23 protein-coding genes and 1 riboswitch are annotated in these 22,806 nt (G+C 54.7%); of the genes, 5 read left to right on the top strand and 18 right to left on the bottom strand.

Features of this window, described 5'->3' with window-relative positions; translation table 11 throughout:
• Window positions 1-108 precede the first annotated feature (108 nt).
• Window positions 109-1,353 (top strand): IS110 family RNA-guided transposase, encoded by a 1,245-nt coding sequence (locus U9M73_RS02165; RefSeq protein ID WP_016310842.1) that lies wholly within the window; start codon window positions 109-111, stop codon window positions 1,351-1,353.
• Between the two features lie 354 nt (window positions 1,354-1,707).
• Here U9M73_RS02165 and U9M73_RS02160 read toward each other — a convergent pair whose 3' ends face one another.
• From U9M73_RS02160 to metA, 3 genes are read right to left on the bottom strand one after another with little or no spacing between them, the layout of a single operon-like run.
• The gene (locus U9M73_RS02160) at window positions 1,708-2,871 is read right to left on the bottom strand and encodes a trans-sulfuration enzyme family protein (RefSeq protein ID WP_009226678.1); all 1,164 of its coding nucleotides are present in this window, start codon (window positions 2,869-2,871) and stop codon (window positions 1,708-1,710) included.
• Window positions 2,868-4,058: an aminotransferase class I/II-fold pyridoxal phosphate-dependent enzyme gene (locus U9M73_RS02155; protein WP_009226679.1), complete on the bottom strand. Its 1,191-nt coding sequence runs from the start codon at window positions 4,056-4,058 to the stop codon at window positions 2,868-2,870. Before U9M73_RS02155 ends, U9M73_RS02160 begins: the two co-directional genes overlap by 4 nt.
• A 17-nt stretch (window positions 4,059-4,075) precedes the next feature.
• Entirely contained in the window at window positions 4,076-5,011 is a 936-nt protein-coding gene (gene metA / locus U9M73_RS02150) for a homoserine O-acetyltransferase MetA (RefSeq protein WP_009226680.1), read from the bottom strand.
• A 120-nt stretch (window positions 5,012-5,131) separates the two neighbouring features.
• A riboswitch (SAM riboswitch) is annotated at window positions 5,132-5,261 on the bottom strand.
• 489 nt (window positions 5,262-5,750) lie between these two features.
• Here metA and corA point away from each other — a divergent pair.
• Entirely contained in the window at window positions 5,751-6,686 is a 936-nt protein-coding gene (gene corA, locus U9M73_RS02145; protein ID WP_323076117.1) for a magnesium/cobalt transporter CorA, read from the top strand.
• A gap of 628 nt (window positions 6,687-7,314) precedes the next feature.
• Here the strand turns inward: corA and U9M73_RS02140 are convergent.
• Window positions 7,315-8,325 carry an HRDC domain-containing protein gene (locus tag U9M73_RS02140; RefSeq protein WP_323076116.1) on the bottom strand — a complete coding sequence of 337 codons (1,011 nt, stop codon included), beginning with the start codon at window positions 8,323-8,325 and terminating at the stop codon, window positions 7,315-7,317.
• Window positions 8,326-8,565: 240 nt separating this feature from the next.
• On the opposite strand from U9M73_RS02140, the gene U9M73_RS02135 reads away from it, so the two are divergent.
• Entirely contained in the window at window positions 8,566-8,868 is a 303-nt protein-coding gene (locus U9M73_RS02135) for a DUF3055 domain-containing protein (RefSeq protein ID WP_009226683.1), read from the top strand.
• A 116-nt stretch (window positions 8,869-8,984) separates the two neighbouring features.
• Here U9M73_RS02135 and U9M73_RS02130 read toward each other — a convergent pair whose 3' ends face one another.
• The 13 genes from U9M73_RS02130 to U9M73_RS02070 all read right to left on the bottom strand — a co-directional run bounded on the left by U9M73_RS02130 (window position 8,985) and on the right by U9M73_RS02070 (window position 20,046).
• Window positions 8,985-9,866 carry a 5'-3' exonuclease gene (locus U9M73_RS02130; RefSeq protein WP_323079042.1) on the bottom strand — a complete coding sequence of 294 codons (882 nt, stop codon included), beginning with the start codon at window positions 9,864-9,866 and terminating at the stop codon, window positions 8,985-8,987.
• Between the two features lie 37 nt (window positions 9,867-9,903).
• The gene (locus tag U9M73_RS02125; protein WP_009226685.1) at window positions 9,904-10,266 is read right to left on the bottom strand and encodes an arsenate reductase family protein; all 363 of its coding nucleotides are present in this window, start codon (window positions 10,264-10,266) and stop codon (window positions 9,904-9,906) included.
• A 26-nt stretch (window positions 10,267-10,292) separates the two neighbouring features.
• On the bottom strand, window positions 10,293-11,258 hold the full coding sequence (locus U9M73_RS02120; RefSeq protein WP_323076114.1) for an RluA family pseudouridine synthase: 966 nt from the start codon (window positions 11,256-11,258) through the stop codon (window positions 10,293-10,295).
• Entirely contained in the window at window positions 11,255-11,821 is a 567-nt protein-coding gene (locus U9M73_RS02115; RefSeq protein WP_260071054.1) for a cob(I)yrinic acid a,c-diamide adenosyltransferase, read from the bottom strand. The genes U9M73_RS02120 and U9M73_RS02115 overlap by 4 nt, the downstream gene beginning before the upstream one ends.
• Window positions 11,822-11,955: 134 nt before the next feature.
• Window positions 11,956-12,174, bottom strand: a complete 219-nt coding sequence (locus U9M73_RS02110; RefSeq protein WP_260071065.1) for an aspartyl-phosphate phosphatase Spo0E family protein — start codon at window positions 12,172-12,174, stop codon at window positions 11,956-11,958.
• Between the two features lie 205 nt (window positions 12,175-12,379).
• Window positions 12,380-13,588 carry an aminotransferase class I/II-fold pyridoxal phosphate-dependent enzyme gene (locus U9M73_RS02105; protein ID WP_009226689.1) on the bottom strand — a complete coding sequence of 403 codons (1,209 nt, stop codon included), beginning with the start codon at window positions 13,586-13,588 and terminating at the stop codon, window positions 12,380-12,382.
• Window positions 13,589-13,601: 13 nt separating this feature from the next.
• Complete coding sequence (locus tag U9M73_RS02100) at window positions 13,602-14,102, bottom strand: Lrp/AsnC family transcriptional regulator (RefSeq protein WP_009226690.1); 501 nt, start codon at window positions 14,100-14,102, stop codon at window positions 13,602-13,604.
• Window positions 14,103-14,245: 143 nt separating this feature from the next.
• Window positions 14,246-14,632, bottom strand: coding sequence for a spore coat protein (locus U9M73_RS02095; protein ID WP_323076113.1), 387 nt, complete (start codon window positions 14,630-14,632; stop codon window positions 14,246-14,248).
• Window positions 14,633-14,658: 26 nt separating this feature from the next.
• On the bottom strand, window positions 14,659-14,895 hold the full coding sequence (locus U9M73_RS02090; protein ID WP_260071053.1) for a hypothetical protein: 237 nt from the start codon (window positions 14,893-14,895) through the stop codon (window positions 14,659-14,661).
• A 256-nt stretch (window positions 14,896-15,151) separates the two neighbouring features.
• Window positions 15,152-16,357: an MFS transporter gene (locus U9M73_RS02085; RefSeq protein WP_036646433.1), complete on the bottom strand. Its 1,206-nt coding sequence runs from the start codon at window positions 16,355-16,357 to the stop codon at window positions 15,152-15,154.
• 150 nt (window positions 16,358-16,507) lie between these two features.
• Window positions 16,508-17,089 carry a hypothetical protein gene (locus U9M73_RS02080; protein WP_260071052.1) on the bottom strand — a complete coding sequence of 194 codons (582 nt, stop codon included), beginning with the start codon at window positions 17,087-17,089 and terminating at the stop codon, window positions 16,508-16,510.
• A gap of 136 nt (window positions 17,090-17,225) precedes the next feature.
• On the bottom strand, window positions 17,226-17,642 hold the full coding sequence (locus U9M73_RS02075) for a DUF350 domain-containing protein (RefSeq protein WP_009226695.1): 417 nt from the start codon (window positions 17,640-17,642) through the stop codon (window positions 17,226-17,228).
• 37 nt (window positions 17,643-17,679) lie between these two features.
• A complete protein-coding gene (locus U9M73_RS02070; protein WP_323076110.1) occupies window positions 17,680-20,046 on the bottom strand; it encodes an endonuclease MutS2 in 2,367 nt (788 codons plus the stop codon).
• Window positions 20,047-20,200: 154 nt separating this feature from the next.
• Here U9M73_RS02070 and U9M73_RS02065 point away from each other — a divergent pair, with 154 nt between their 5' ends.
• Both U9M73_RS02065 and U9M73_RS02060 read left to right on the top strand, forming a co-directional pair.
• On the top strand, window positions 20,201-20,563 hold the full coding sequence (locus U9M73_RS02065) for a phage holin family protein (RefSeq protein ID WP_009226697.1): 363 nt from the start codon (window positions 20,201-20,203) through the stop codon (window positions 20,561-20,563).
• 186 nt (window positions 20,564-20,749) lie between these two features.
• The gene (locus U9M73_RS02060) at window positions 20,750-21,127 is read left to right on the top strand and encodes a cupredoxin domain-containing protein (protein WP_009226698.1); all 378 of its coding nucleotides are present in this window, start codon (window positions 20,750-20,752) and stop codon (window positions 21,125-21,127) included.
• Window positions 21,128-21,206: 79 nt separating this feature from the next.
• On the opposite strand, the gene U9M73_RS02055 is transcribed toward U9M73_RS02060, so the two are convergent.
• The gene (locus tag U9M73_RS02055; protein ID WP_323076108.1) at window positions 21,207-22,754 is read right to left on the bottom strand and encodes a hypothetical protein; all 1,548 of its coding nucleotides are present in this window, start codon (window positions 22,752-22,754) and stop codon (window positions 21,207-21,209) included.
• Window positions 22,755-22,806: the final 52 nt, after the last annotated feature.

Here is a 22,806-nt window from a genome sequence, read left to right as displayed (position 1 = left end):
CATGGCCCGAAGTGTGTCCTCATACGCGAGGGTGATAGATCTGCGCGTGCGCCGGAGGCATCCCGGAGCGTCCATTCCCTGAATCCCTAGCGAAAGGAGGAATTTCACTTGAAGCTTTTTGTCGGTATTGACGTGAGCTCGCAAGAGCTCGAAGCGTGTTTCATGAACGCTGACGGTGACAAGCTTGAGACACTCACCGTCAAAAACAATTTGAATGGCGCCTCGCACTTGCGTGACCAAATCGTCGCTGCAGCGGACAAGTTGGCCGTCACCGAGATTCACATCGGCTTGGAAGCCACTTCCGTCTACAGCTGGCACCCTGCCATGTACCTGCATCAGGATCCAGCGCTTCGAGAGCGCAAGGCCAAGGTGTTCACCTTGAACCCCAAGCTCATCAGCAAGTTCAGAGAAGCCTATGCGGATATGGACAAGACCGACCGGCTCGACGCCTGGGTCATTGCGGATCGCCTGCGCTTCGGCCGCCTGACGACCACCATCGTCATGCAGGAGCAGTATGTCGCCCTTCAACGCCTCACGCGCATGCGTTTCCACTTGGTCCATAACTTGGCTCGCGAGAAGCAGTACTTCTTGCAGAACCTGTTCTACAAGTGCAATGCGTTTACAACCGAGGTCGACAGCTCCGTGTTTGGCCATGCGCTCATGGAGATGCTCTCCGAGAAGTTCAGCCTCGATGACATCGCCGAGATGGACGTGGCCGATCTGGCCGACTATCTGCGGGACAAGGGACGCAATCGTTTCCCCGATCCCGAGCGGGTCGCCCGCTGCATTCAGCAAGCTGCCCGCGCCTCCTATCGGCTGTCCAAGGTCGTGGAGGATTCGATTGACCTGGTGCTCGGCACCTCCATCGAATCCATCCGCAGCATCCAGAAGCAGCTCAAGGATCTCGACAAAGCGATCGAGCGGGTCCTCGACGGCATTCAAGGCGCTCAGTGCTTGCTGTCAGTGCCCGGCATCGGCAAAGTCTATGCAGCCGGTCTGCTCGGCGAACTCGGCGATATTGAACGGTTCAAGGATCAAGCCGCCGTCGCCAAGTACGCGGGTCTGACGTGGCGCAGGCACCAGTCCGGCGTCTTCGAGGCGGAGGACACCGCCCGCATCAAATCCGGCAACCGATTCCTGCGCTACTACCTCGTTGAAGCTGCCAACTCGGTTAGGATGCGCGATGAAGAATTCGGTGAATATTACCGGAAGAAGTATCACGAAGTGCCCAAGAATCAACACAAACGCGCCCTCGTCTTAACGGCAAGAAAACTCGTGCGTCTGGTCGATGTGCTGCTACGCAGCGGCCAACTCTACACGCCTCGAAGGAAGGTGAATAGCGCCAAGGATTAACGCCTCCTTTGCCTTAGTCCTTCACGAATTCCCAGTAAAAATCTGGTATCTGACATGGTTTTTGGCTGGGTTTGGTTTGATGCGCCCTTTTTTCGTGACTCCGCGCTCAACAGGCACGGGAAATTTCCAATTCGATTAAATCAACAGCTTGACATCATACCGCTGGACTTAGAACAAATAAATGAATCCCAGGCGATACCTGAAAATTTAAAATGTTAATTCAATCGTAACACAGTCCGCCCAGGAAAAACAGCACCCAATCACGGCGCAGACGCCGAAGAAACGGTGACACATACAGAGGAAAATGCCAAAAAGGCCGCATACCGCGGCCTTTTTATCCGTTCACGAGCCTATTCAGCTATTTGCAAGCGCCTCGTCCAAATCGGCAAGCAAATCGTCGATGTCCTCCAGCCCGACGGAGAAACGCAGCAGCCCGTCGGTAATGCCCCGCTCGCCGCGAACTTCCGGCGGCATCGAGGCATGCGACATCATCGCCGGGTAAGAGAGGATGCTCTCGACGGCACCCAGGCTGACCGCAACGAGCGGCAGCTTCACCCGATTCAGCACCCGCTTGGCCCGCTCGCCTGAACCAACGTCGAAGGAGACCACCGCGCCATAACCGGTGGATTGCTTCTCCTGAACCTCGCGGCCGGGGTGATCCGGCAAGCCAGGATAATACACGGCCGCGATGTCGCTCCGGCGGCTCAGCCAGTCGGCCAGCTTGCGCGCGCTCACTTCGCTGTGCGCCATCCGCGCCCCCAGCGTCTTCATGCCGCGCATCAGCAGCCATGAATCCTGCGCGCCAAGGACGGTGCCCAGCCCGTTCTGCACATATTTCAGTTGACGGGCCAATTCTTCCGTCCGGGCCACCGCCAGGCCGGCCAACACGTCGCTGTGTCCGCCGAGGAATTTCGTTGCGCTGTGCAGGACGATATCTGTCCCCAGCTCAATCGGGCGCTGGTAATACGGCGTCATAAACGTATTGTCCACGATGCTAAGCAACCCATTTTCTCGCGCCCACGCGGAGATTTCCGCGATATCGGTGATTTTTAACGTAGGATTGGACGGCGTTTCCATATAGACGGCTTTCGTGTTGGCTTTCAAAGCCGCCTTTACCTGCTCCGGCTGCGTCATATCGACGAACGTCGTTTCGATGTTCATCCGGGTTAAAATATTGGACAGCAGACGATAGGTCCCGCCGTACACATCTTCGGTCACGATAATATGATCGCCGGCCGAGAGCAGCATCAGCGTTGTGGAAATGGCGGCCATCCCGCTGGCAAACGCGAAGCCTTGGACCCCGCCTTCCAATACCGCAATGTAATCCTCCAGCGCCTGCCGCGTCGGATTGCCGGAACGACTGTAATCGTGCTGCGGCGGATTAAAAATATCGTGATGATGGAACGTCGACGCCTGATAAATCGGTACACTGGACGCGCCGGTAGCCTCGTCCACCTCGCTGCCGAAGTGAATCAGCTTCGTTTCAAATTTGTTTTCCCGTTTCTCCTGCCCGCTCATGCGCCTTGTCCCCCTTCGACTTCCTGCCGCGCCGCTTCCAGTGCATTACTCAGGTCCGCAATCAAATCATCAACGTGCTCGATGCCAACGGAGAACCGCAGCAACCGATCATCCACGCCCACCGCATTGCGGATCTCCTCCGGAATGTCAGCATGCGTCTGCACTGCAGGATACGTCATCAGCGATTCCACGCCGCCGAGACTTTCGGCAAATGCAATCAGATTTAGATTGCGCAGCACCGGCTCTACGTACCGAGCATCCGTTACTTTGAAGGAGAAGATCCCCGTATTGCCGCTCGACTGCTTCCGTTGCGTCGCGTACCCTGGGTGATCCTCCAATCCCGGGTGGAATACCTCGGCTACCTGTGGATGTGTCTGCAGGAATTTGGCGATCGCCAGCGCGTTGCTTTCGTGCCGCTCCATCCGCAGCGCCAGCGTCTTCATTCCGCGCATCAGCTGATAAGAATCGGACGGGCTGAGCACCGCCCCAATCGAGTTGTGCAGGATCGCCATCTCCTGAGACAGCTCCTCGCCTTTGGTGATGATCAGACCGGCCAGGACATCGTTATGGCCGCCCAAGTATTTTGTCGCGCTGTGAACAACGATGTCCGCACCAAGCTCAATTGGCCGCTGGAAATACGGCGTCATCAGCGTATTGTCGACGATCGTCAGCAAGCCATGGGACCGCGCCCATGTCGATACCGCTTCAAGATCGGTGATCATCATCAGCGGATTGGTTGGCGTCTCAATAATAACCGCCTTTGTATTCTCTTGACGTACACGTTCGAGTGCATCCAAATCGTTCGTATCCACATAAGTTGCGGTTACGCCAAATTTGGACATGATCCGCTCCAGCAAACGGTATGTGCCTCCGTAAAGATCCAACGATACGATGAGATGGTCGCCTTGAGAAAATAACGTAAATACCGTCTGCAGCGCGGCCATCCCGGAGCTACAGGCAAACCCGGCATCGCCGGATTCCAGAGCGGCCGCTGCGTCTTCCAGCACTTTGCGGGTAGGGCTTTTCGTACGGATATAATCGAAGCCCGTGCTTTGCCCCAGACGCGGATGCCGAAACGCCGTGGCTTGATAAATCGGATAATTTACCGCGCCTGTGACCGGTTCTTCGACCGATCCGATTTGTGCCAATCTACTCTCGATGCGCCATTCCTTGTTTCTCTCCCCCACCTGCAATCCCTCCACTTTTAGATCTCATATACAAAATCGGCCGTTTGATCGATATCGTACGGTGTTTCTTGATACACATAGTAGTTTAACCAATTGGAAAATAATAAGTTTGCATGGGCACGCCACGAAGAACGCGGGGTGCGAGTCGGATCGTTATTCGGGAAATAGTTTACCGGCAGATCGATTTCCAAGCCTTTGGCAACATCCCGGTCATATTCCCATTTGAGCGAATCCGGATCGTATTCGGAGTGCCCGGTCACGAAGATCTGTTTACCGTCGCGGGTGGCGACCAAATAAATGCCGGCTTCCTCCGATTCCGCCAGAATCTGCAGTTCCGGCACCCGTTCGATGTCCGAGCGTTCCACGTCCGTATGACGAGAATGCGGCACTTGGAACACTTCATCAAACCCACGCAGCAGCTTTACCTTCGGATCGTTGACCGTGTGGGAGAAGACACCAAAGCACTTTTTCGCCAGTGGAACTTTACGAACGCCATAGTGGTAATACAATCCGGCCTGCGAGGCCCAACAGATGTGCATGGTCGAAGTGACATGGGTTTTGGACCACTCGAAGATTTCCTTCAACTCTTCCCAGTAGTTCACTTCTTCAAAATCCAACTGCTCGACCGGTGCCCCTGTCACGATCATGCCGTCAAAGCGGCGATTACGAATATCGCCAAACGTTTTGTAGAACATCTCCAGATGCTCTGCGGACGTATTTTTTGAGGTATGCGTGCTCGGATGTAGCAGGACGATTTCCACCTGAAGCGGCGTGTTCCCCAGCAAACGTAAGATTTGTGTCTCCGTCGTTTCCTTGGTTGGCATCAGGTTCAGAATCGCGATCCGCAGCGGGCGAATGTCCTGATGGTATGCACGGCTTTCATCCATCACAAAGATGTTTTCGTTGGCCAACACGTCCTTGGCCGGTAAATGGTCCGGTACTTTAATCGGCATGTGGTTTCACTCCTTTAATCGTAGCGTCATCCTTAATTCATCATCCGTTTCGAGGGGCCGTTTATACAAAAATGACCTCTCTCACGGGGAGAAAGGTCATTACGTATTCGGTATGCGCCTCTCTCATCTCTCAGAAGCCGTCCAGCGTTCGAAACGGACGGTCCTGCAAGAATTAGCACCGCTGCGATGGGTTTCATCGCCGGTTGCCGGGTATCATCGGGCTAGTCCCTCCACCTGCTCTTGATAAGATTTCGCTGTATTTAGTTATTTTCGGGGGCCTGGGCCATCGCCCGTACTCCCTGACATTCACTTTAAAGTATCCGATGGTATTCCGTCAAGAACTCTGCGAGAAAAATCACACGGTGTTCATGGACCGCTTGAATCCAGTGCACATAGTATACTTTTGGGTTGAAACATTTCATTCGCTGGCGTTATACTAGACAAGTGCCTTTAGGCCCAGACGGGCCTAGGGTTTGACGCATATTCATGTAACCTGATCATAGCGAGGTGAAACCGAGAATGGAAGGCGACCCGAGTCCGCAGAGGAACACCCAGGTCAAACAATTGCATAGGAAACCGACCCGCTGGGTACCTGCGGAACGTAAAGGGCACTTTCGTTTCCCGGTATTTGCATAAACGCCTTTTTGACCGTTGCCGGGCGAACCCGCGGTTGGTCCCTTTCCTATGCTGCAACAAGAGCATCCCAGGCCTTCAGGCCCGGGGAAAGGAGTGAAAGCATATGAAAATCCGTCATGTTCTAGCCGGCGTATTTACCCCCGTAGAGGACGTGGAGTTGACAACCACCCCTCCGGAAGAAGGCTTCTATTGGATCGACGCGGGCGTGGATGACCTTGCCCTGCTGCAGCCTTTATTTTCACTGCACGATCTGGCTGTGGAGGACTGCTTAAGCGAAGAAGAGCAACGTCCGAAGATCGAAACCTACGAGAACCACTATTTCATCGTCGTGAACAGCATTCGGTATGATGACGAGGAAATTTTCCTGCGTGCATTGAACATTTTCTTGGGACGGCATTATATCATTACAGTTACTAAACAGAAAATCAACGAGCTGCGTGCGGTGAAGCCGATCCTGTGGGAGCAAGAGGTCAGCGAGCCCGACCGGTTCCTGTACCTGCTGGTCGACCTGGTGGTTGATAACTACTTCACCGTCGGCGATCGGATTGAAGTGAAGATCGAGAAGCTGGAAGAAGACATCCTGATGCATACCAAACGTTCGCACCTGAACGAAATCATCGGGCTGCGAAGTGAAATTTTGTGGCTAAAGAAAGTGCTGGGTCCGCAGAAGGAAGTCATCAACATTTTGAACAAGAAAGACCTTCGTCTGATCGACGACCAACTGCAAAAATACTTCAGCGACATCTACGAAAACGCCGTGAAGATCTCCGAGAACTTCGACACGTTCCGCGAGCTCGTCGGCAACTTACGCGAGGCCTATCAGGCCGCCATCGCCAACCGCGCCAACGAAATCATGCGCGTGTTCACCGCGATTACGACGATCTTCATCCCGCTGACGCTGATCACCGGGATCTACGGGATGAACTTCGACTATATGCCGGAGACCCATTCGAAGTACGGCTACTTTATCGTCCTTGGCATCATGGCCGTGCTCGGCCTCGGCATGTACTACATCTTCCGGAAGAGAGATTGGATATAGACAGTAAGGCCAACACGGGCTGGAATCCGCGTTGGCCTTTTTGGTTGGGCGAGACGTTTGCTAGGAAGCCTAACCCTTTGAAGGTGCGAGATGTGTGTGCGCGGGCGTTAGGCTGACGCTTGATAATGCGCCGTTTAAGTTGCGGCTTTGGCCATTTGAGAACGGCAAGACGTATTGCACTAGCCCCTTGTTGGACGTGCGCCTGAATCCCCCTGACCGTTTAAATTAGGCGAGTCGAGCGTGAACTGCAAAAGTGCAGTTATTTTGCCGCGATCCCCCCCTAAATCGACTCTTAACTGCAAAAGTGCAGTCTTTTTTCGATAAATGGGCTGCTTTCCGCAAAATCTCCCGAAATGAACTGTACTTTTACAGTTAAAATGCATTTTGGCGGCATTTTCGGCCGGATCAACTGCACTTTTACAGTTCATCCGGCCGTCGGCGGTCAAACACTTCGAAATTCCCTCATTACCTGCTGCATTTGCGACTCTTGCGAGTAGCAACACGTACCACTCTTACGGCACCAACAGTCACTACCGCACTACTGCACTTGCCACTCGTCCCCCAACTTACTACCCTTACCGCACTACCACACTTATCGCCTTACTGCCCAAAAGCATCCCTTGCCGCCTCAACCCGCGTGCCGGGCGTTCTCGCGCTGGCGGCGGTACCGGATGCGGATCAGGCGCAGTCGCTCGTACAGCGTATCGAGGTTGCCGCTGCCGCCTTCACTGGCTTCGGGCCCGTACACCTTTTGCAGAACCGGCTTCAGGAGCGTGTCCCCCAGCTCTTCGTAAGCTTTCCATACGGCCTGCTGCTCCGCTTCGGGCATGGCCTCAAGTTCGGCACTCACCAAATCCTCGGTGTTGTAGCCCTCCTTCTCCAAGCTTTCCAGCAGCTCCACCGCATCCCGCCGCTCGATGCCCGTACGGGCGCAAATATCCTCTACCTTAAGCCCTGCGGCCAAGGCTTCGAGCACCGCTCGACGGACGTTGAACTTTTCCATTTCCGCCCGGTATTTCACTTCCTTCTGCTTATACAGCCAAGTACGGAAAACCTCGTCGTCGATTTCCTGCTCGACCCAATCCAGCGGGAACCCGCGCTTCCGCTCGGCCGCCCGAGTGATCTCCAGCAGCTCGGCGCCATATTCGCCGGCCTTGTTCTCACCAACGCCCGGCAGCTGCAACAGCTCATCCACGGTCTGCGGCAGAAATACGCTGATCATCCGCAGCAACCGATTGCTGGCAATTAAGTAAGGCGCTTTGCGCTCAGACGAAGCTTTTCTCCGACGCCAGGCCGTCAACTCGTTGTATACCGGTTCATTGCTGTTTAATTCGCTATAGCAAAACAGCTTCTGCGCCGCCATCCCCCGTCCGGTTAACGCTTCCTTCTCGTCCCAGATTCCCTCCATTATGGGGCGAAACCCCTCGCCTAGCTTGGCGGCCAATCGATGGCGGTAAATATGAAGCATCTCCGACCATGAAGCCCCTTCGTACCAAAGGTCCTCCTGCTCACTGTCTGCTGTCACCTCATTCCAGCCCATCCGCCAAACGCCGTCCTCCTCTCCAATCCACACCTGGGCCCCCCGAATCATGGCCCCGCCGTCCTTCTTCTCCAGACTGTTCAAAAATACAACCCGCATCAACCTGTCCCTCCTTGAAAAATTTTCAGCTACGAAGGAGTCATTTCATCTTTTTGCGCAAAACAAAAAGCACCTCTTCTGCGAAATTCGCAAAAGAGGTGCTTCCTCCAAACGTAACCTGTTATCCCTAATAATACCATAATCAACCAAGCTGTCAATGCATAGGAATCATTTTCCCATTGTCTTCCGTTTTCCGGTATAATAACTAGAGACATTCCGAAATAAGGGAGGCATTACAGGATGAGCGACCCGCATCAAGAGCTTGATTTCCTGTCCGACAGTACCGAAAACACTTCGACCCGGTTCGTCACGTTCATCGGCGGATCGCTGAAGCGTTATGACCTGGCGGTCACCACAACCAATCGTTTCTATGGGAAGAAGCTGGTCACCGACCTGCACAACGGCCGTACGGCCATTCTTGGCACCGACGACCTGGAGGAGGAAGGGTACCTCGAACATATTTATAACCTGAACGAGGAGGAAGGCACCGAACTGCGCACCTTTCTGTACCAGGTATTAGGTGAACCGTACTTCACGGATTAAAGTTGTACGCAAAACCGCAAAAACAGCAACCTGCGTAATGGACCGTATTGCTCTTATTCACCTATTTCCCGGCAATTTCTCGGTGTAACGGACTCCATTGACCTTAATGGCCACTTTTAAACGACACCCATCCAGACGCTGATGCTGGCCATCTCCAGTTCCTCGAACTTGGAGATTACCTGCGCCGGATTCAGCTCAAACCGGCAGGTCTCTACATCGCATTCCAGCTCAATGTCACAGCGGATCTTGGCCAGCTGCCGCGAGAGATGCAGCATGTCGAGATCCGCTTCGATTTTGGCCCGGACCGATTTGGACAACTGGTCCAGATTGGCCAGGATGCCTTCCACCGAGCCGTGCTCCTGCACGAGCTTCAAGGCGGTTTTCTCGCCGATGCCGCGCACGCCCGGATAGTTGTCGCTCGTATCCCCCATCAAACCCTTCAGGTCCACGATCTGTTCAGGCCTTAATTGCTTCTCCTCCATCAAGGCCTCCGGCGTATACACCATGTAGTTGCCGTGGCCTTTTTTCATGATGATTACGCTTGTCCGCTCGCTGACCAGCTGCAGCATATCGTGATCGCCCGTCAGCACCAGCACGTCCATCTCCTGACCAAAGCGAGCTGCCAGCGTTCCGATGCAATCGTCCGCCTCATAACCCGGTGAGCTGATGTTCGGAATCCCCAAGCTGTCCATCACCTCGCGGATCATGGAGAACTGCGGAATCAGACCCTCTGGCGCGTCCGCACGATTTCCTTTGTAATCGGCAAACTGCTCCGTCCGGAACGTCTTGCTGCCCAAATCCCAACAGCAGGCGATATGCGTCGGCCCAAACTTCTGCACCGCGTCCCAAAAATAACGCATAAACCCGTACACCGCATTGGTCGGAACGCCCGCTTTCGTCCGCCGGATATACCCGGTTGCGGCCGAAGCGTAATAGGCGCGGAACATTAACGCCATTCCGTCCACTAGCAGAATCGTATTTTTACTGCTTTGCGCCAAATCCACGGTTCACCCAAGCCACCCTTCTCGTTCAAATTTATTGGCCCCAAGCCTGTACATAGGCTTCTTCCTTGTAACCGACAGTTACGGTCTTTCCGTCCGTCACGATCGGGCGCTTGATCAGCATGCCGTTCGAGGACAGCAACTGAAGCTGCTCCTCCCGCGACATCCCCGCCAGCTTGTCCTTTAAGCCCATTGTCTTGTAAACCTCACCGCTCGTATTAAAAAACTTCTTCAATTCCAACCCGCTGAGTTCCACCAGCTTATCCAGTTCGGCAGCACTCGGCGGCGTTTCCTTGATATGATGCAGCTCCAGTTCATGCCCTTTGGCCTGCAGCGATTTAATTGCACTTCTACATGTCCCGCATTGCGGATAATGATAAACCTTCAGTTTGCTCACGTTCCTTATTCCTCCTTACCACTTTCCTAAAAACTCGCCCAACGCAGCATCGCTTCCAGCTTGAGCATATCCTCTGGCAGCTCTGACTTAAAGGTCAGCGCCTCACCGGTAAGCGGATGGCGGAAGCCAAGCTCTGAGGCGTGGAGCGCCTGTCGCCCGATCGCCGCATCTAAGCGGGCGATTCGTTCGCGTGCAGGTGCCGGCAGCTCCGCGAGCCCCGGCATTCCGTAGAACTTGTCGCCGATCAGCGGGTGGCCGATCGACGTCATATGCACGCGGATCTGATGCGTCCGTCCTGTACCGAGACGCAGCTCAACCCGAGCCCCGTCGCCGTAGGCTTCCGCGACCTTATAATAGGTCAACGAGGGATAGCCCGACGGGGTGACAATCCGGCGGTGAGGTTCGGCAGGATCGCGGTCGATCGGGCCGTCGATCGTTCCTTCCGGCACCGCCGGACAACCGTGCACCAGCGCCGTATATTTCTTGGTGACCTCACCTGCGATCAACTGCTCGGAAATATGCTGGTGCACGTAGGCATTTTTGGCGATGGCGATCAAGCCGCTCGTCTCCTGGTCCAGCCGGTGCACGGGGCGGAAGCGGAATTTCTCGCCTTTCTCCTGCCAATAATACACGACGCCGTTGGCCAGCGTCCCCGTGTAGTGACCATGCGTCGGATGCACGATCAATCCCGCCGCTTTATTGACGATCAGCAGCGCCTCATCCTCGTAGACGATATCAAACGGTATCGGCTCCGGCAGGATGTCGGTTGACGTTTCCTTTTCCAGCGAGACGCTCACCGTATCCCCGGCTTTCACCGGGACGCTGATGTATACCCGCTCCCCGTTCAGCATCACCCCGCGCTCGGTCAGCTTAATCCGCGACAGCAGCTTGCGGGAGATCCCCATCCGGCGTTGGAGCACGCTTTTGACCGTCCAACCGTCCTCCGCTGCAGGGACTTGATATTCAATCGGATCATAATATTCGGAACTCACTTCTTGCCAAACACCTTCCCGCTCCGCACGTATTCGATATCTGCCACCTGCTGGCGATGATTAGCCATGCGAGCCGCTGCAAAGAAATAGTCCGACAACCGGTTCAGATAGATCAGCACCTCGGCATTAATCTCCTTGACCCGGCTCAGCGTAACGACGCGGCGTTCGGCGCGCCGGCATACAGTCCGGCAAACGTGCAGGGCCGAAGCCAGCGGCGTTCCCCCGGGCAAAATAAACTTCTCAAGCGGCGGATTGTCCGCTTCGTAACGATCAATCCATGCTTCAAGCCGCTGTGCGAGCTCCGGCGTCACCTTGTAGCGGCTTTCCGACAGCTTGACGTAGGCGAGATCGGAGCCGCAATCAAACAACTCGTGCTGGATCTCCAGCAGCTGTTCACGAAGATCGCCAAACGTCACCTCGTCCGATAAACTGACTGCTTGTCCCACGAAACTATTCAGCTCATCGATCGAACCGTAGGCTTCAACCTGCGCATCATCTTTTGTTACTCGACCGCCGATGACCGTGGTTAGCCCTTGGTCGCCGGAACGCGTATAGATCGACATTCGTTTTTCCTCCCCGTGACATACTCTCGTACCATCTTACCATAAATCACAGCCCGGCTGGTCATGCAACTGCTGGAACCGCAAAAAGGAGACCCGCAAGGCGGATCTCCTTCAACTTCAAGGATCAAACAAGGTTAACGTCGAATGGATTTTGGAGTGGTTTTCATAGTTTTCATGAATTCATTAATTTTCAGGTCCAATAAGCTGCTGATTTCAATCACGATGTCCGATGTAAAGGATTTTTCTTGCAGAAATAGCCGTTCCATCTTGCTGCGAAGCAAGTGAATTTCATCCTCCAGCGTTACGGCTTGCGGTGAATGCGGCCGTTCCTCTTGATCCATGCACGGGCTCATGACGCGGCCATCAGTAAATAAAGCGTTATTGTAAGGCACGTTGTACTCACCGCACAAAAGAAATCCCTCCCTGAGAAACTAAAACCTTCTTCCAAAATCAAATTATACCATGTCCATTAAAATTATAGCAATTAGAAAATGAAAGAATTGTTAATTAACCCCATTAACTCCATCTTCTCAGGTAGGTCTTAAGTAATTTGCAAAATCAGCCTTGCTTCAATTTACGGACGAACTGCTCCATTCGATTTAACGCCTCGTTGAGCTGATTCACTCCTGTCGCATAGGAGCAACGTAAGAACCCTTCCCCGCCGGCGCCAAAGACATTCCCCGGAACCGCCGCCACCTTCGCCTCCAGCAGAAGGCGTTGGGCGAATTCCTCCGAGCTGAGTCCGGTAGACGCGATGCTAGGAAACGCATAGAACGCCCCTTGTGGCTCGTGACATTCCAGGCCGATGTCGCGCAAGCCCTGAACGATCAAGCGGCGGCGCTGATTGTAGGATTCAACCATCTGGTCTTTCTCCTCCAGCCCGTTCTTCAGCGCCTCGAGCGCAGCCACTTGCCCCATAACCGGAGCGCACATCACCGTATATTGGTGAATTTTCAGCATGGCATAGATCAAGTCCGGGTGTCCGCATGCATAACCCATCCGCCAGCCGGTCATCGCAAACGCTTTGGAAAACCCATTAACCAGAATCGTCCGGTCCTTCATTCCCGGAATCGAAGCAAAGCTAACGTGCTTCTGCCCATAGGTGAGCTCCGCATAAATCTCGTCGGAAATGACGATGAGATCGTTCTCCTCGACGATTTTGGCGATCGGCAGCCAATCTTCGTACGTCATGATGCCGCCCGTCGGATTGCTGGGATAATTTAAAATGAGAACCTTGGATTTGGGCGTAATCTTCGCTTTCAGGTCTTCGGCCTGGAGCTTGAAATCGTGCTTGGCGTAAGTCTCGATTTCGACGGGCACCCCTCCCCCGATCATGGCAATCGGCGAGTAGGAGATATAGCAAGGCACCGGGACGAGAATCTCATCGCCCGGTTCGATTAACGCCCGCAGCGCCAGATCAATCGCCTCACTGCCGCCCACAGTGACGAGGATTTCGTCTTTCGGGTCGTATTTCACCTGATAACTCGTGTACAAATATTCAGCGATCGCTTCCCGAAGCTCAGGCGTTCCCGCGTTGGACGTATAGCTCGTATACCCGCGTTCCAGGGAGTAAACGCATGCTTCCCGGACATGCCATGGGGTGATAAAATCCGGTTCGCCCACGCCTAACGTGATAATATCCTTGCTTCCGCTAGCCAGATCGAAGAAGCGGCGGATGCCGGAGGGTTGAATCTCGCGGACCCGCGGAGCCAAATACGATGTCATCGTTTTACTCGATTGCTCAGCACGCTGTGATTGAATACTCATAACATTACTTCCTTTACGGAGATATCAACAAACGGCGGTCTTCTTCGGGATCTTCGAAGATGATGCCGTCTTGCTTGTATTTTTTTAGAATAAAATGGGTCTTCGTCGACAACACCGACTCCAGGGTGGACAATTTGTCGGAGACAAAGCTCGCCACTTCCTTCAAGTTGCGGCCTTCGACTTCCACCAGCAGGTCATATGCGCCGGACATCAAAAATACCGATTTGACTTGGGGAAACAGGTATACCCGCTCCGCGATCGTATCGAAGCCGCGTCCCCGTTCGGGTGTAATTTGCACTTCGATTAACGCCGTCACCTTCTCGTCTTCCAGTGCACTTGAATTCACCACGGTCGCGTATTTGACGATCACGTGATCTTCCTCCAATTCACGGATTGCTTGCGCCACTTCCTCCGCCGTTGAGCCGACGAGCGTCGCCAGTAAGTTCGCATCCCGGCGGGCGTCCTCTTTGAGGAGGTCCAGCAGTTTGAGCTTTAATTCGCTTAGTTGTTTCATCCCTCATCCTCCAGCGATGCCCCGCAGCCCTTCATTTGAGCGGTCTGCAGAACAAATTTAATACTTATATTACATGAATTTTGGGCGTCTGCATAGAAAAACCGTCCACTCCAAGTAAGCTCTTGGATAGGACGGTTAGGCATTTAGATCGAATACGGCGGAAGTACATTAGGTTGATGCTCCTCCACGTTAGCCTGATGGGCATGGGGCGTCCAGCGGGAAGTTCGCCGTTCGGTAAACTGACGCAGCTCCTGCTGGGTTTTCTCTGCGTCTTGCAGCTTCTTGTCCAACAATTGGCGCGGTGCCGGTGCCGGCGCTGAGTAAATGCCTTGGTGCTTCATCAGTTCATACAGCGTTCCCTGCAATCGCAAGGTGCTGTTCGTCAACTCGGTAAACATCTGCCGTAGAGCCGGACAGGACGACTCCGTCGTAGCGGTCGTATATTCTCGAACAGTACGGCGTAAATCGGCCAAAATCGATTTTAACAAATCGTTCTGGGGTAAGAGCTCGTGGATGTCCGTCTGATTCATCGGGATATTCCTCCTCGAAAGCAAAATTAATTTGGGGTTGAAGCCGGAGCCGCCATTTGATGCTGACGCAGCGCATCCGTTAACAGGTGCAGATGATGCTCATGGGCACGGATGTGCTCCAGCATCGCCTGTTCGATTTCAAAGTTTTGCGAGACGGCGGCTGCCGCTGCGCAAAGCTTCGTGAGCATCTCCTCGTTGGAGATGGAGTCGGCGATATAATCCAGTTCTTTCATCGACAATGGCTGCATTTGTGAGTACAACATCAACATTCCCTCCTGGTGGATGATCCTTCTGATCCATCTGATCCTTCTTACGATAGTATGCCCCGCTCCAGGAACGATATGTTCGCCCTGTTGGAAGAAATCCACAAACGGTTTCCGGAACAGGAGCACCTGTCCATCAGTTACGCCTGGGGGGGGCCGTATTTGGAGAATCCCGGGACGGCCTTCCCTTTATCGGGCCGCATCCCAACTTGACGCGAACCTCGAAGCCCGTGCCAACTCCGCCGAGTTATACGCATCAGGCGGCTTTGGCCGCCTCCCGCTTCAACAGCCGGCGCAGGGCCAGCCAGCTCAGCACCGGCGTTGCCCCCAAGGCGAACATCAGCCAGGTGATCGTTGACATGCGCGGAATGAGGGAATAGACCACGATAAACAACAGCGTTCCGCCCAAGCGCCCCACCGTAATGCTAAGCTCGCGAAGCACGATCAGCTCCACCCGCTGCTCCACGCTTTCCGGACTATTGCCAATCAGGTCGAACACTGAAGAGATGACGGGAATCAGGTAAAGCGGCAAAAACAAGGACGTCCCTACCCCCATCATCATCAGGGTGACGTAATTGACCTTCCAGAGCAACGGGATGATCACCGCAGTGATGAGCAAAGCCCCGACCAACATCCCGTAGTAGCGCGCGCGGATTTTCAGCCACTTCCCTACCGCCCAGAAGCTGACTAGGGAGACAAGGGACGTGATCAGTGAAAACTGCCCAATCCGCCACTCCGCAGAAGTGCTGATAAAGATCAGCAAATTGATCAGGAACGAAAATACGCCTTCGCGCAGACCATGGGCGGCCGAAGCGGGCGCAGCCTGGCGCCACGGGCTGCCCTTTTTCAGCATTTGCACGGGAGCCAGCCAGTGATAAGGCCCGCCCGTTTTTCTTTTTTTCAGCCAGAAGCTGAGTAAGATCCCTACCCCATACACGATTAACGAGATGGTAAAAATCAGCCGGTATCCGGCCTCGCCGTGTTTCATGGAGATCAGCCAGCCGGAGATCCACGGGCCAAAGATCCCGATCACCGAACCGAGAATCCCCACCCAGCCGTTAAATCGGTCCCGCGTCTCGACATCCGTCACCTCGAAATACACGACGTTAAAGGCCAGCCAGAACAATCCCGAACCGGTTCCGAACAACAAACCAAGCGGCCATATGTAGTCCACCGTATGTTTGCCCGTCCACAGCACCAGCAAATAGAAGATGCCCGAGACGATAATGCCGAGCCGCAAAAAGATCATTTTGTCGCGTTCCTTCACCCATTTCCCGGCAATCCAAAAGACAAGTCCCAAGGCCAGCTGCTGGCTGAACGTAAACCAGGCAATCAGGTTAAAATCCGCTTTCACTTTCCAGATGTAGACGTTCAGGAACGTGCCCGACAAGGCGCCGGCAAGCACGAACAGACCGTTCACCGCCAGCAGCAGGATGGATTGGCTGTTCAGCTGTTTTTTCATAGATTCGCTCCTCCCGGCCAAACTTCGAGTTCCCCCTGTAAGATACCCAAAAATGACCGAAGCATGAGGCCTTAGCAAGCATACCCGCAGGCCCCCAAACGCGAAAAAGCCCTGTCCATCAAGGACAGGGCCAGTGGCTGCCAAATTTTTTTACTTGTTGTCTTCTTCACCGGCAATCGTACGAATCATGGCGATCCGGGCGTCTTCACCCAAAAACCGGCTGACATGGAAGCACGCGGTGCAGACGTATACGTTCAGCTCAGCATTCCCTGAAAGAAGCGGGTGTTCCCCGTCGGCAGGAACAAATTCGCCGCCTTCCGGAACCAGCTTCTGCTTCCCGGCATACACCATATATTCCCGGCAATGCGGGCATTCGGGTACCTCGTCTTGCCCGTCAAGCAGCTTCTCCACGCCGGTCTCGTACTTCAGCAAATCGCCGCCCGATGCCGTAAACGCCTCGACCCGGCGGACGCCTCCGAGATGCGAGTCCCCTTCCTCATCCCAGTAGAGATCGTCATCCGCATCCTCGTCATCATCACCATGGGAATGCTTCCGATCATGGAAGGGATGGTCATTCTCCTCGTCCTCGAACTCCTCCTCCGAACCCAGCGTAATGTTGATCGTTCGGTAGCCCTTTAATTCATTTTGGCAGTGCGGACATACCTCCTCCGGCCCCAGCTCTTCATCCCAAACGATCTCCGTTTGGCACCATGGGCAAATCGTTGTATCCATTCCCAACTTCGTCCTTTCGTTACCAAATTAAGCATTCCACAAATAAATAATGCCCGCGGCCAAAAACAGAATAGAGGCGATAAATAGCACCCTGACCAGGTTTTTCACGTCGTTTCTACTCCTTCAACTGAGATCCCTAACCTATACAAGCGCCGATCAAAAAAGACACTGACACCGATACGGCCATCGCGATAAAACCTACGCTGGTGTTCCCCGCTGCAATCTCATCGTCGATGCGAAACACCGGCGTTAAAAATTCAAACAGCAAATATGCAGCGAACAGCAGCAAGGCTCCGACCGATGACCATATCATGAAGTCGTAAATCGAGGGATGTGCCGCCGCATAACGGATAATGTTCGCCAGTCCGAAGATTTTTCCGCCGGTAGCCAGGGACGCGGCCATATTGCCGCGCTTGATCTCCTGCCAGCAGCGATATCTTGCAAACAGTTCGAAGCAAGAAAGAAACACAATCAATTCTAACACCGCCACGGAAAAATACCCGATCATCAGCCCCAGCGGTTGCTCCAAGATCGGATCAATGCTTTCCTTCATAGCGCCCTCTCCCTTTATACCTTGAGGCGATTCGTTCTTACTTCAGCTCAGCGACCGTCACGCCGGTTCCGCCTTCCCCGTAGTTCCCGAGGCGGAAGCTCTTGATATGCTTATGCTTGCGAAGATACTCCGAGATCCCGGACCGCAAAATCCCGGTCCCTTTCCCGTGAATAATGTAGATCTGGCCTAAATTGCTTAAGTAGGCTTCGTCGATGAAACGGTCAACCTCGATTAAGGCCTCTTCCAAATTCGCTCCGCGCAAATCCAGCTCGGTGCGGACGTTCTCATCGCGCGTCCGCTTAACGTTGGGAGCCGTCCGTTGAACCGGCTTGCTAGCCGGAGGCGCAGCGATCAGCTCCATGTCGTCCAGGCTCACCTTCATCTTCATGATGCCGAGCTGTACGATCGCTTCCTTGTTGCCGGAGAGCTCAACGACGTGCCCCTTCTGGTTCAAGCTGTATACCATCACTTCGTCGCCCGGTTCGATCTGCCGCGGCGGTTTGGCCGCCTTGCGGGCCGCTGCACTCTTCTTGCGGCGCTGCGGCTCGGCTTCATCCAGCTGCTTGCGAGCTGCAATCAGCTTGTGCTCCTTCACGGCCGCGCCTTCCTCCATCGCGAGGCGGCGCAGGTCGCTGATAATCCGCTCGGCCTCCTGCCTTGCCTTGGCAATGATCGCTGCCGCTTCTTCCTCCGCCTTCTCCAGGCGTTTATCCCGCTGCTGCTCCAGCTTCTCCAGCTCGGCGGCATGGCGTCTGCGCAGCTCTTCCATCTCGCGCCGCAGCTGCTCGGCCGTTTCCCGCTCCTGCTCCGCCCCAAGGCGGTTCTGCTCCAGCGAAGCGATCATGTTCTCGACGCGCATGTCCTCTTCAGTCACTTCGCCGCGGGCATACTCCAGAATTCGCTCCGGCAACCCCAGCCGTTCGGCGATAGCAAACGCGTTGCTTCGGCCCGGAATGCCCACCAGCAGGCGGTAAGTCGGGCTTAACGTCGCTACGTCGAACTCCATGCTGGCGTTAATTACGCCTTTGCGTTCGTAGGCGTAGACTTTCAGCTCGCTGAAGTGAGTGGTCGCCACCATCCGGCAGCCCAGCGAATGAATATGTTCCAAAATCGCAATGGCCAGCGCCGAGCCTTCCGCCGGGTCGGTTCCCGCACCCAGCTCATCCAGCAATACCAGGCTCTTCGGCGTCATCTGGCGCAAAATCGAGATAATGTTCGTCATATGGCTGGAGAAGGTACTTAAGCTCTGCTCGATGCTCTGTTCGTCCCCGATATCGGCGTAGATGGCATCAAATACGCAAAGCTGGCTGCCGTCTTCCGCCGGCACGAACAACCCGGACATCGCCATCAAGCTAAGCAGACCAATCGTCTTCAGGGTGACGGTTTTCCCCCCGGTGTTCGGACCGGTGACAATGATCGTCGTGTACTGGTTCCCCAGCTCCACATCGATCGGCACGACCTGGTCAGCCGGAATCAACGGATGGCGCCCCTTCTTCAGCTTGATGAACCCGCGGTCGTTCATCCGCGGCAGCGTCCCCTTTAATTCGCGAGCCAACCGGGCTTTGGCGAAGATGAAATCCAGCTGGCCGAGCACATCCCCGTCGTACAGCAACAGCTCGGCTTGCTCGCCAACCAGGGCGGTCAGCTTCTGCAAAATGACCTCGATTTCCCGTTCCTCACGCAGCCGCGTCTCGCGCAGCTTGTTGTTCATCGCCACAATCGATTCCGGCTCAATGAACAGCGTAGCTCCCGATCCGGACTGATCGTGTACGATCCCGCCAAAATGCGCGCGGTATTCCGCTTTGACCGGGATGACGAAGCGGTCGCCGCGGATCGTGATCAGCTGATCCTGCAGCATCTTCGACACCGAAGCGGAGCGGATCATCGCATCCAGCTTCTCCCGGATCCGCACCTCCCCGCTCCGCAGCTCGCGGCGGATGGTGGCCAGCTCCGGACTAGCCGAATCGAGCACCTCCGCGCTTTCGTCGATGCAGCGTTTGATCGCATCCTCCAACGGCTTCTGATCGCTTAAGGTATCGCTTAAGTGATACAGCAGCGGAACTTCATGTTCTTCGTGCATCGTGGCAATATACCGTTTAATCCGGCGCGAGCCTTCCAGCGTGGTTGCAATGCCCAGCAGCTCGTGCGGATTCAGCGTCCCGCCGATCCGGGCCCGCTTGACCGCCGGAGTGATATCCACGATTCCGCCGAATCCGGGCGCCCCCTTAAGACGGTCCACCTTAAACGCTTCATCGGTGGCTTGAAGCAGCCGCTTGACGTCCTCCAGATCGGTGACGGGCCGCAGCGCTTCGGCTGTTCTTTTTCCAAGTGCCGTTTGGGAAAAAGAGGACAGCTGATCTATAATTTTTTGATATTCCATGGTTTTCAAAATTTTCTCGTCCAAGTACGTTCACAACTCCCCTCGGGCTATGATCCCATTATAACGAAACCGTTCATTTTTCGCCATTTGCCCCCTTGGACACATAAGAATGCGATTTGCGGAACATGATAATTGCGTATAGCCAAACGTACTTACTCTCAAAAGGAGGCTATGTAACATGCATTTTCTGGGACACGTCGTGCGATTCATCGTCTCCGCCTTAGTTATGCTGGTTGTGGGATGGCTTGTACCGCAATTCAGCATCGGTGGATTCGGCAGCGCCTTACTTCTCGCCTTGGTCATCGCCCTGTTGGGTTGGGCCATTGAAGGCATTTTCGGAACGAAGGTTACCCCGTTCGGGCGAGGAATCGTCGGTTTTCTTACGAGTGCACTCGTGATCTGGCTTGCCCAGTTCATCATTTCCGGCGTTTCCGTCTCTGTGATCGGTGCATTACTTGCTGCATTGGTCATCGGGATTATTGACCTGTTCATCCCTGTCGCAACTCCCTTTAACGCTGCCAAAGACAAAAACAATCGTTAATGGCTGTGTTCAGGGCTAAGAGGCCTTCCTCCGCAAGTGATCCATTCACTGCGGAAGGAACGGCCTCTTGACTTATAACTGAAGGAAGTTCAACAATTCTTCAAACCTTAAACCACCCACCCTCTGCAAAATACGGTATGATATTCTTAAAATTGCCACAAATATACTGTATCGCGAGGGATTATTGTGAAGAAAAGCATAGCCATCGTTGCAACTTCCGTACTCTTGTTACTTGTTACCGCTTGCAGCGGCAGCAAAGCGGCTGAGAACAGCAGTGCCGCCGGGAATAATATCCAACCGGAAGCGGAACTGGTCATTGAAGCCAGCAACTATCAATTCGATCAAGCCGAATACCATTTGAAGAAAGATGTTCCGGTCAAAATCGTTTTCAAGAACGCCTCCGGTAATCACGGCATTCTCGTGCCCGGTTTAAAGCTGCAGCTGGACCGCAAGAACGACTCCGCCGTGATCGTGCCAACCGAAGCCGGTGAGTTCGAAGTGGCCTGCTCGGTGATGTGCGGTTCCGGCCACAGCGCCATGATCTCCAAAATTATCGTTGAATAAACGCATGTAGCAAGAGCCCGCAGCGCACAGCCGCGGGCTCTTGCTCTCATTGAATCGCATCAAAGCGATCCTCTCGCCATTAACTTTGATCCTGCTCCAGCAATTCAATCCATTCGTTAAATTCCGATTGAAGCTTGGCGTAGTCATCTTTCAGCCGCTGGTACTCTTCATCCCGCGCAGCCTGCCGCTCCTGCTCCTTCTCCCGCTCCAGCTGCAACAGCCGGAACTGATGGGAAATAACCTCGTAACTGTCCGTAACCTCCTGCAGCTGCTCCGCCAGCTTGCGCTTCTCTTCCTCCAAGGCCTCGAAGTCGCTGGCCATGGTGATGACCCGTTCGCTGCCAGCTGCGCTTTCCTGCTGCCATTCCTCCAGTTGCCGCTGCAGCTCAGCTTCCTTCTCACGCCAAGAGCTCAGCTCGCGTTCTGCCGAAGCCCATTGCTTGCGCCACTCCTGCTCCCGCTGCTCCGCAGCCTCACGGTAGCTCGCCAGCTCGGCTTCCAACTCTGCTGCCAACTTGCGGCTGTCCTCAAGCTCCTGCAACCGCAGAGCCAACTCGTCCCGCTCTTGCTCCAGCTGCCGCTTCTCTTCTCCGGCCGCCTGCGCCGCCAGAAGTGCTTGCTCCCGTTCCTCGGCTGCCTGCTCCAACCGGGAGCGAAGAGAATCCAGCTCGGCAGCCAGGGCCGACGCCTTGTCCCGCTCGGCTTGCAGCTCGTTATTTGCTTGCTCCAACCGGCTCACTTCGGCGGCCAGCTGCTCGCTCAGCTGTTCACTCTTGTCCGAAGCCTCGAGCAAGCTGATCTCTAGGCGACTGATTTCCTCGCTGCGCTTCTCAGCCAGCTTCTGCCACGACTTCTCGCTTTGCTGCGCCGCTGATACTTCGGCTCGCAGCTTGTCCTCCCGCTGCTTGCGTTCCTGCAGTTGCTGTTGCAGCTGCTTGGCCTCTGCCTGCGCGGCTTGAAGCGTGCTCTGGAGCTGCTTCGTCTGCTCCTGCAGCTTCCCGCTATGCTGCTGTGCCCGTTGCTCGGCCGCTTTGGCTTCTTGCTCCCGCCGCTGCAGCTCGCTCACCTGCTTCTGCAGCTTCGCGGCTTCCTCTTTCTCCCGCGCCGTCTGCTGTTCGACTTGGCGAAGCTTGGATTGCAGCTGCGAGTTGCTGCCGCGCTGTTCGCTAAGCTGACGCTCCAGCTCCTGTACCCGGCTGCGAAGCTTGCGCGCCTCCTCCTCCTGCCCCAGCAGGGAGGCCTCCAGCTTCTCCGCTTGTCCGGCTAGCTGACGCTTCTCATTCTTCAGCTGCTGCTGTTCCTCTTGCAGCGCCTTATACATGCTCTCCTGCTTGGCATGTAAATCCTGCAGCACTGAGTTCTCCTGAAGCAGGACCGTTTTCTCCTGCTTGGCATTCTGCAGTTCGTTCTGCAGCTGATCTACCCGGATCGCTTCCTCCGCCATGCGCACGGCTGCCAACACAGCCAGCCGCGGCGTGTCCAGATGGGGATAGGCCTGGGCGATGCTGCGCATATGCTCATCCACCCGGCGCGCGACTTGCTTCATATATTCCGCGCTGCTTCCAACGATTTTATAAGAAGTTCCGTAAATTTCTACGTTTACGCTAATTCGGCCTTGGTTACTCAACGTTATGTGCCTCCTTCGGTCCTGTAAGTCGTCTCTTAGATGCGGATAATTG

The organism is Paenibacillus phoenicis (assembly GCF_034718895.1).
GTDB lineage: Bacteria > Bacillota > Bacilli > Paenibacillales > Paenibacillaceae > Fontibacillus > Fontibacillus phoenicis.
This window is presented reverse-complemented; position numbering and strand designations above follow the sequence as displayed.

What these genes read in the sequence shown, in the direction of transcription:
- U9M73_RS02140 (WP_323076116.1), bottom strand. Translation starts at nt 8,325, where the DNA reads ATGCGGGTTGTATTTTTGAACAGTCTGGAGAAGAAGGACGGCGGGGCC.
- U9M73_RS02080 (WP_260071052.1), bottom strand. Translation starts at nt 17,089, where the DNA reads ATGGATACAACGATTTGCCCATGGTGCCAAACGGAGATCGTTTGGGAT.
- U9M73_RS02115 (WP_260071054.1), bottom strand. Translation starts at nt 11,821, where the DNA reads ATGTCGATCTATACGCGTTCCGGCGACCAAGGGCTAACCACGGTCATC.
- U9M73_RS02075 (WP_009226695.1), bottom strand. Translation starts at nt 17,642, where the DNA reads ATGAAGGAAAGCATTGATCCGATCTTGGAGCAACCGCTGGGGCTGATG.
- U9M73_RS02135 (WP_009226683.1), top strand. Translation starts at nt 8,566, where the DNA reads ATGAGCGACCCGCATCAAGAGCTTGATTTCCTGTCCGACAGTACCGAA.
- corA (WP_323076117.1), top strand. Translation starts at nt 5,751, where the DNA reads ATGAAAATCCGTCATGTTCTAGCCGGCGTATTTACCCCCGTAGAGGAC.
- U9M73_RS02065 (WP_009226697.1), top strand. Translation starts at nt 20,201, where the DNA reads ATGCATTTTCTGGGACACGTCGTGCGATTCATCGTCTCCGCCTTAGTT.
- U9M73_RS02100 (WP_009226690.1), bottom strand. Translation starts at nt 14,102, where the DNA reads ATGAAACAACTAAGCGAATTAAAGCTCAAACTGCTGGACCTCCTCAAA.
- U9M73_RS02110 (WP_260071065.1), bottom strand. Translation starts at nt 12,174, where the DNA reads ATGAGCCCGTGCATGGATCAAGAGGAACGGCCGCATTCACCGCAAGCC.
- metA (WP_009226680.1), bottom strand. Translation starts at nt 5,011, where the DNA reads ATGCCGATTAAAGTACCGGACCATTTACCGGCCAAGGACGTGTTGGCC.
- U9M73_RS02095 (WP_323076113.1), bottom strand. Translation starts at nt 14,632, where the DNA reads ATGAATCAGACGGACATCCACGAGCTCTTACCCCAGAACGATTTGTTA.
- U9M73_RS02160 (WP_009226678.1), bottom strand. Translation starts at nt 2,871, where the DNA reads ATGAGCGGGCAGGAGAAACGGGAAAACAAATTTGAAACGAAGCTGATT.
- U9M73_RS02085 (WP_036646433.1), bottom strand. Translation starts at nt 16,357, where the DNA reads ATGAAAAAACAGCTGAACAGCCAATCCATCCTGCTGCTGGCGGTGAAC.
- U9M73_RS02105 (WP_009226689.1), bottom strand. Translation starts at nt 13,588, where the DNA reads ATGAGTATTCAATCACAGCGTGCTGAGCAATCGAGTAAAACGATGACA.
- U9M73_RS02090 (WP_260071053.1), bottom strand. Translation starts at nt 14,895, where the DNA reads ATGTTGTACTCACAAATGCAGCCATTGTCGATGAAAGAACTGGATTAT.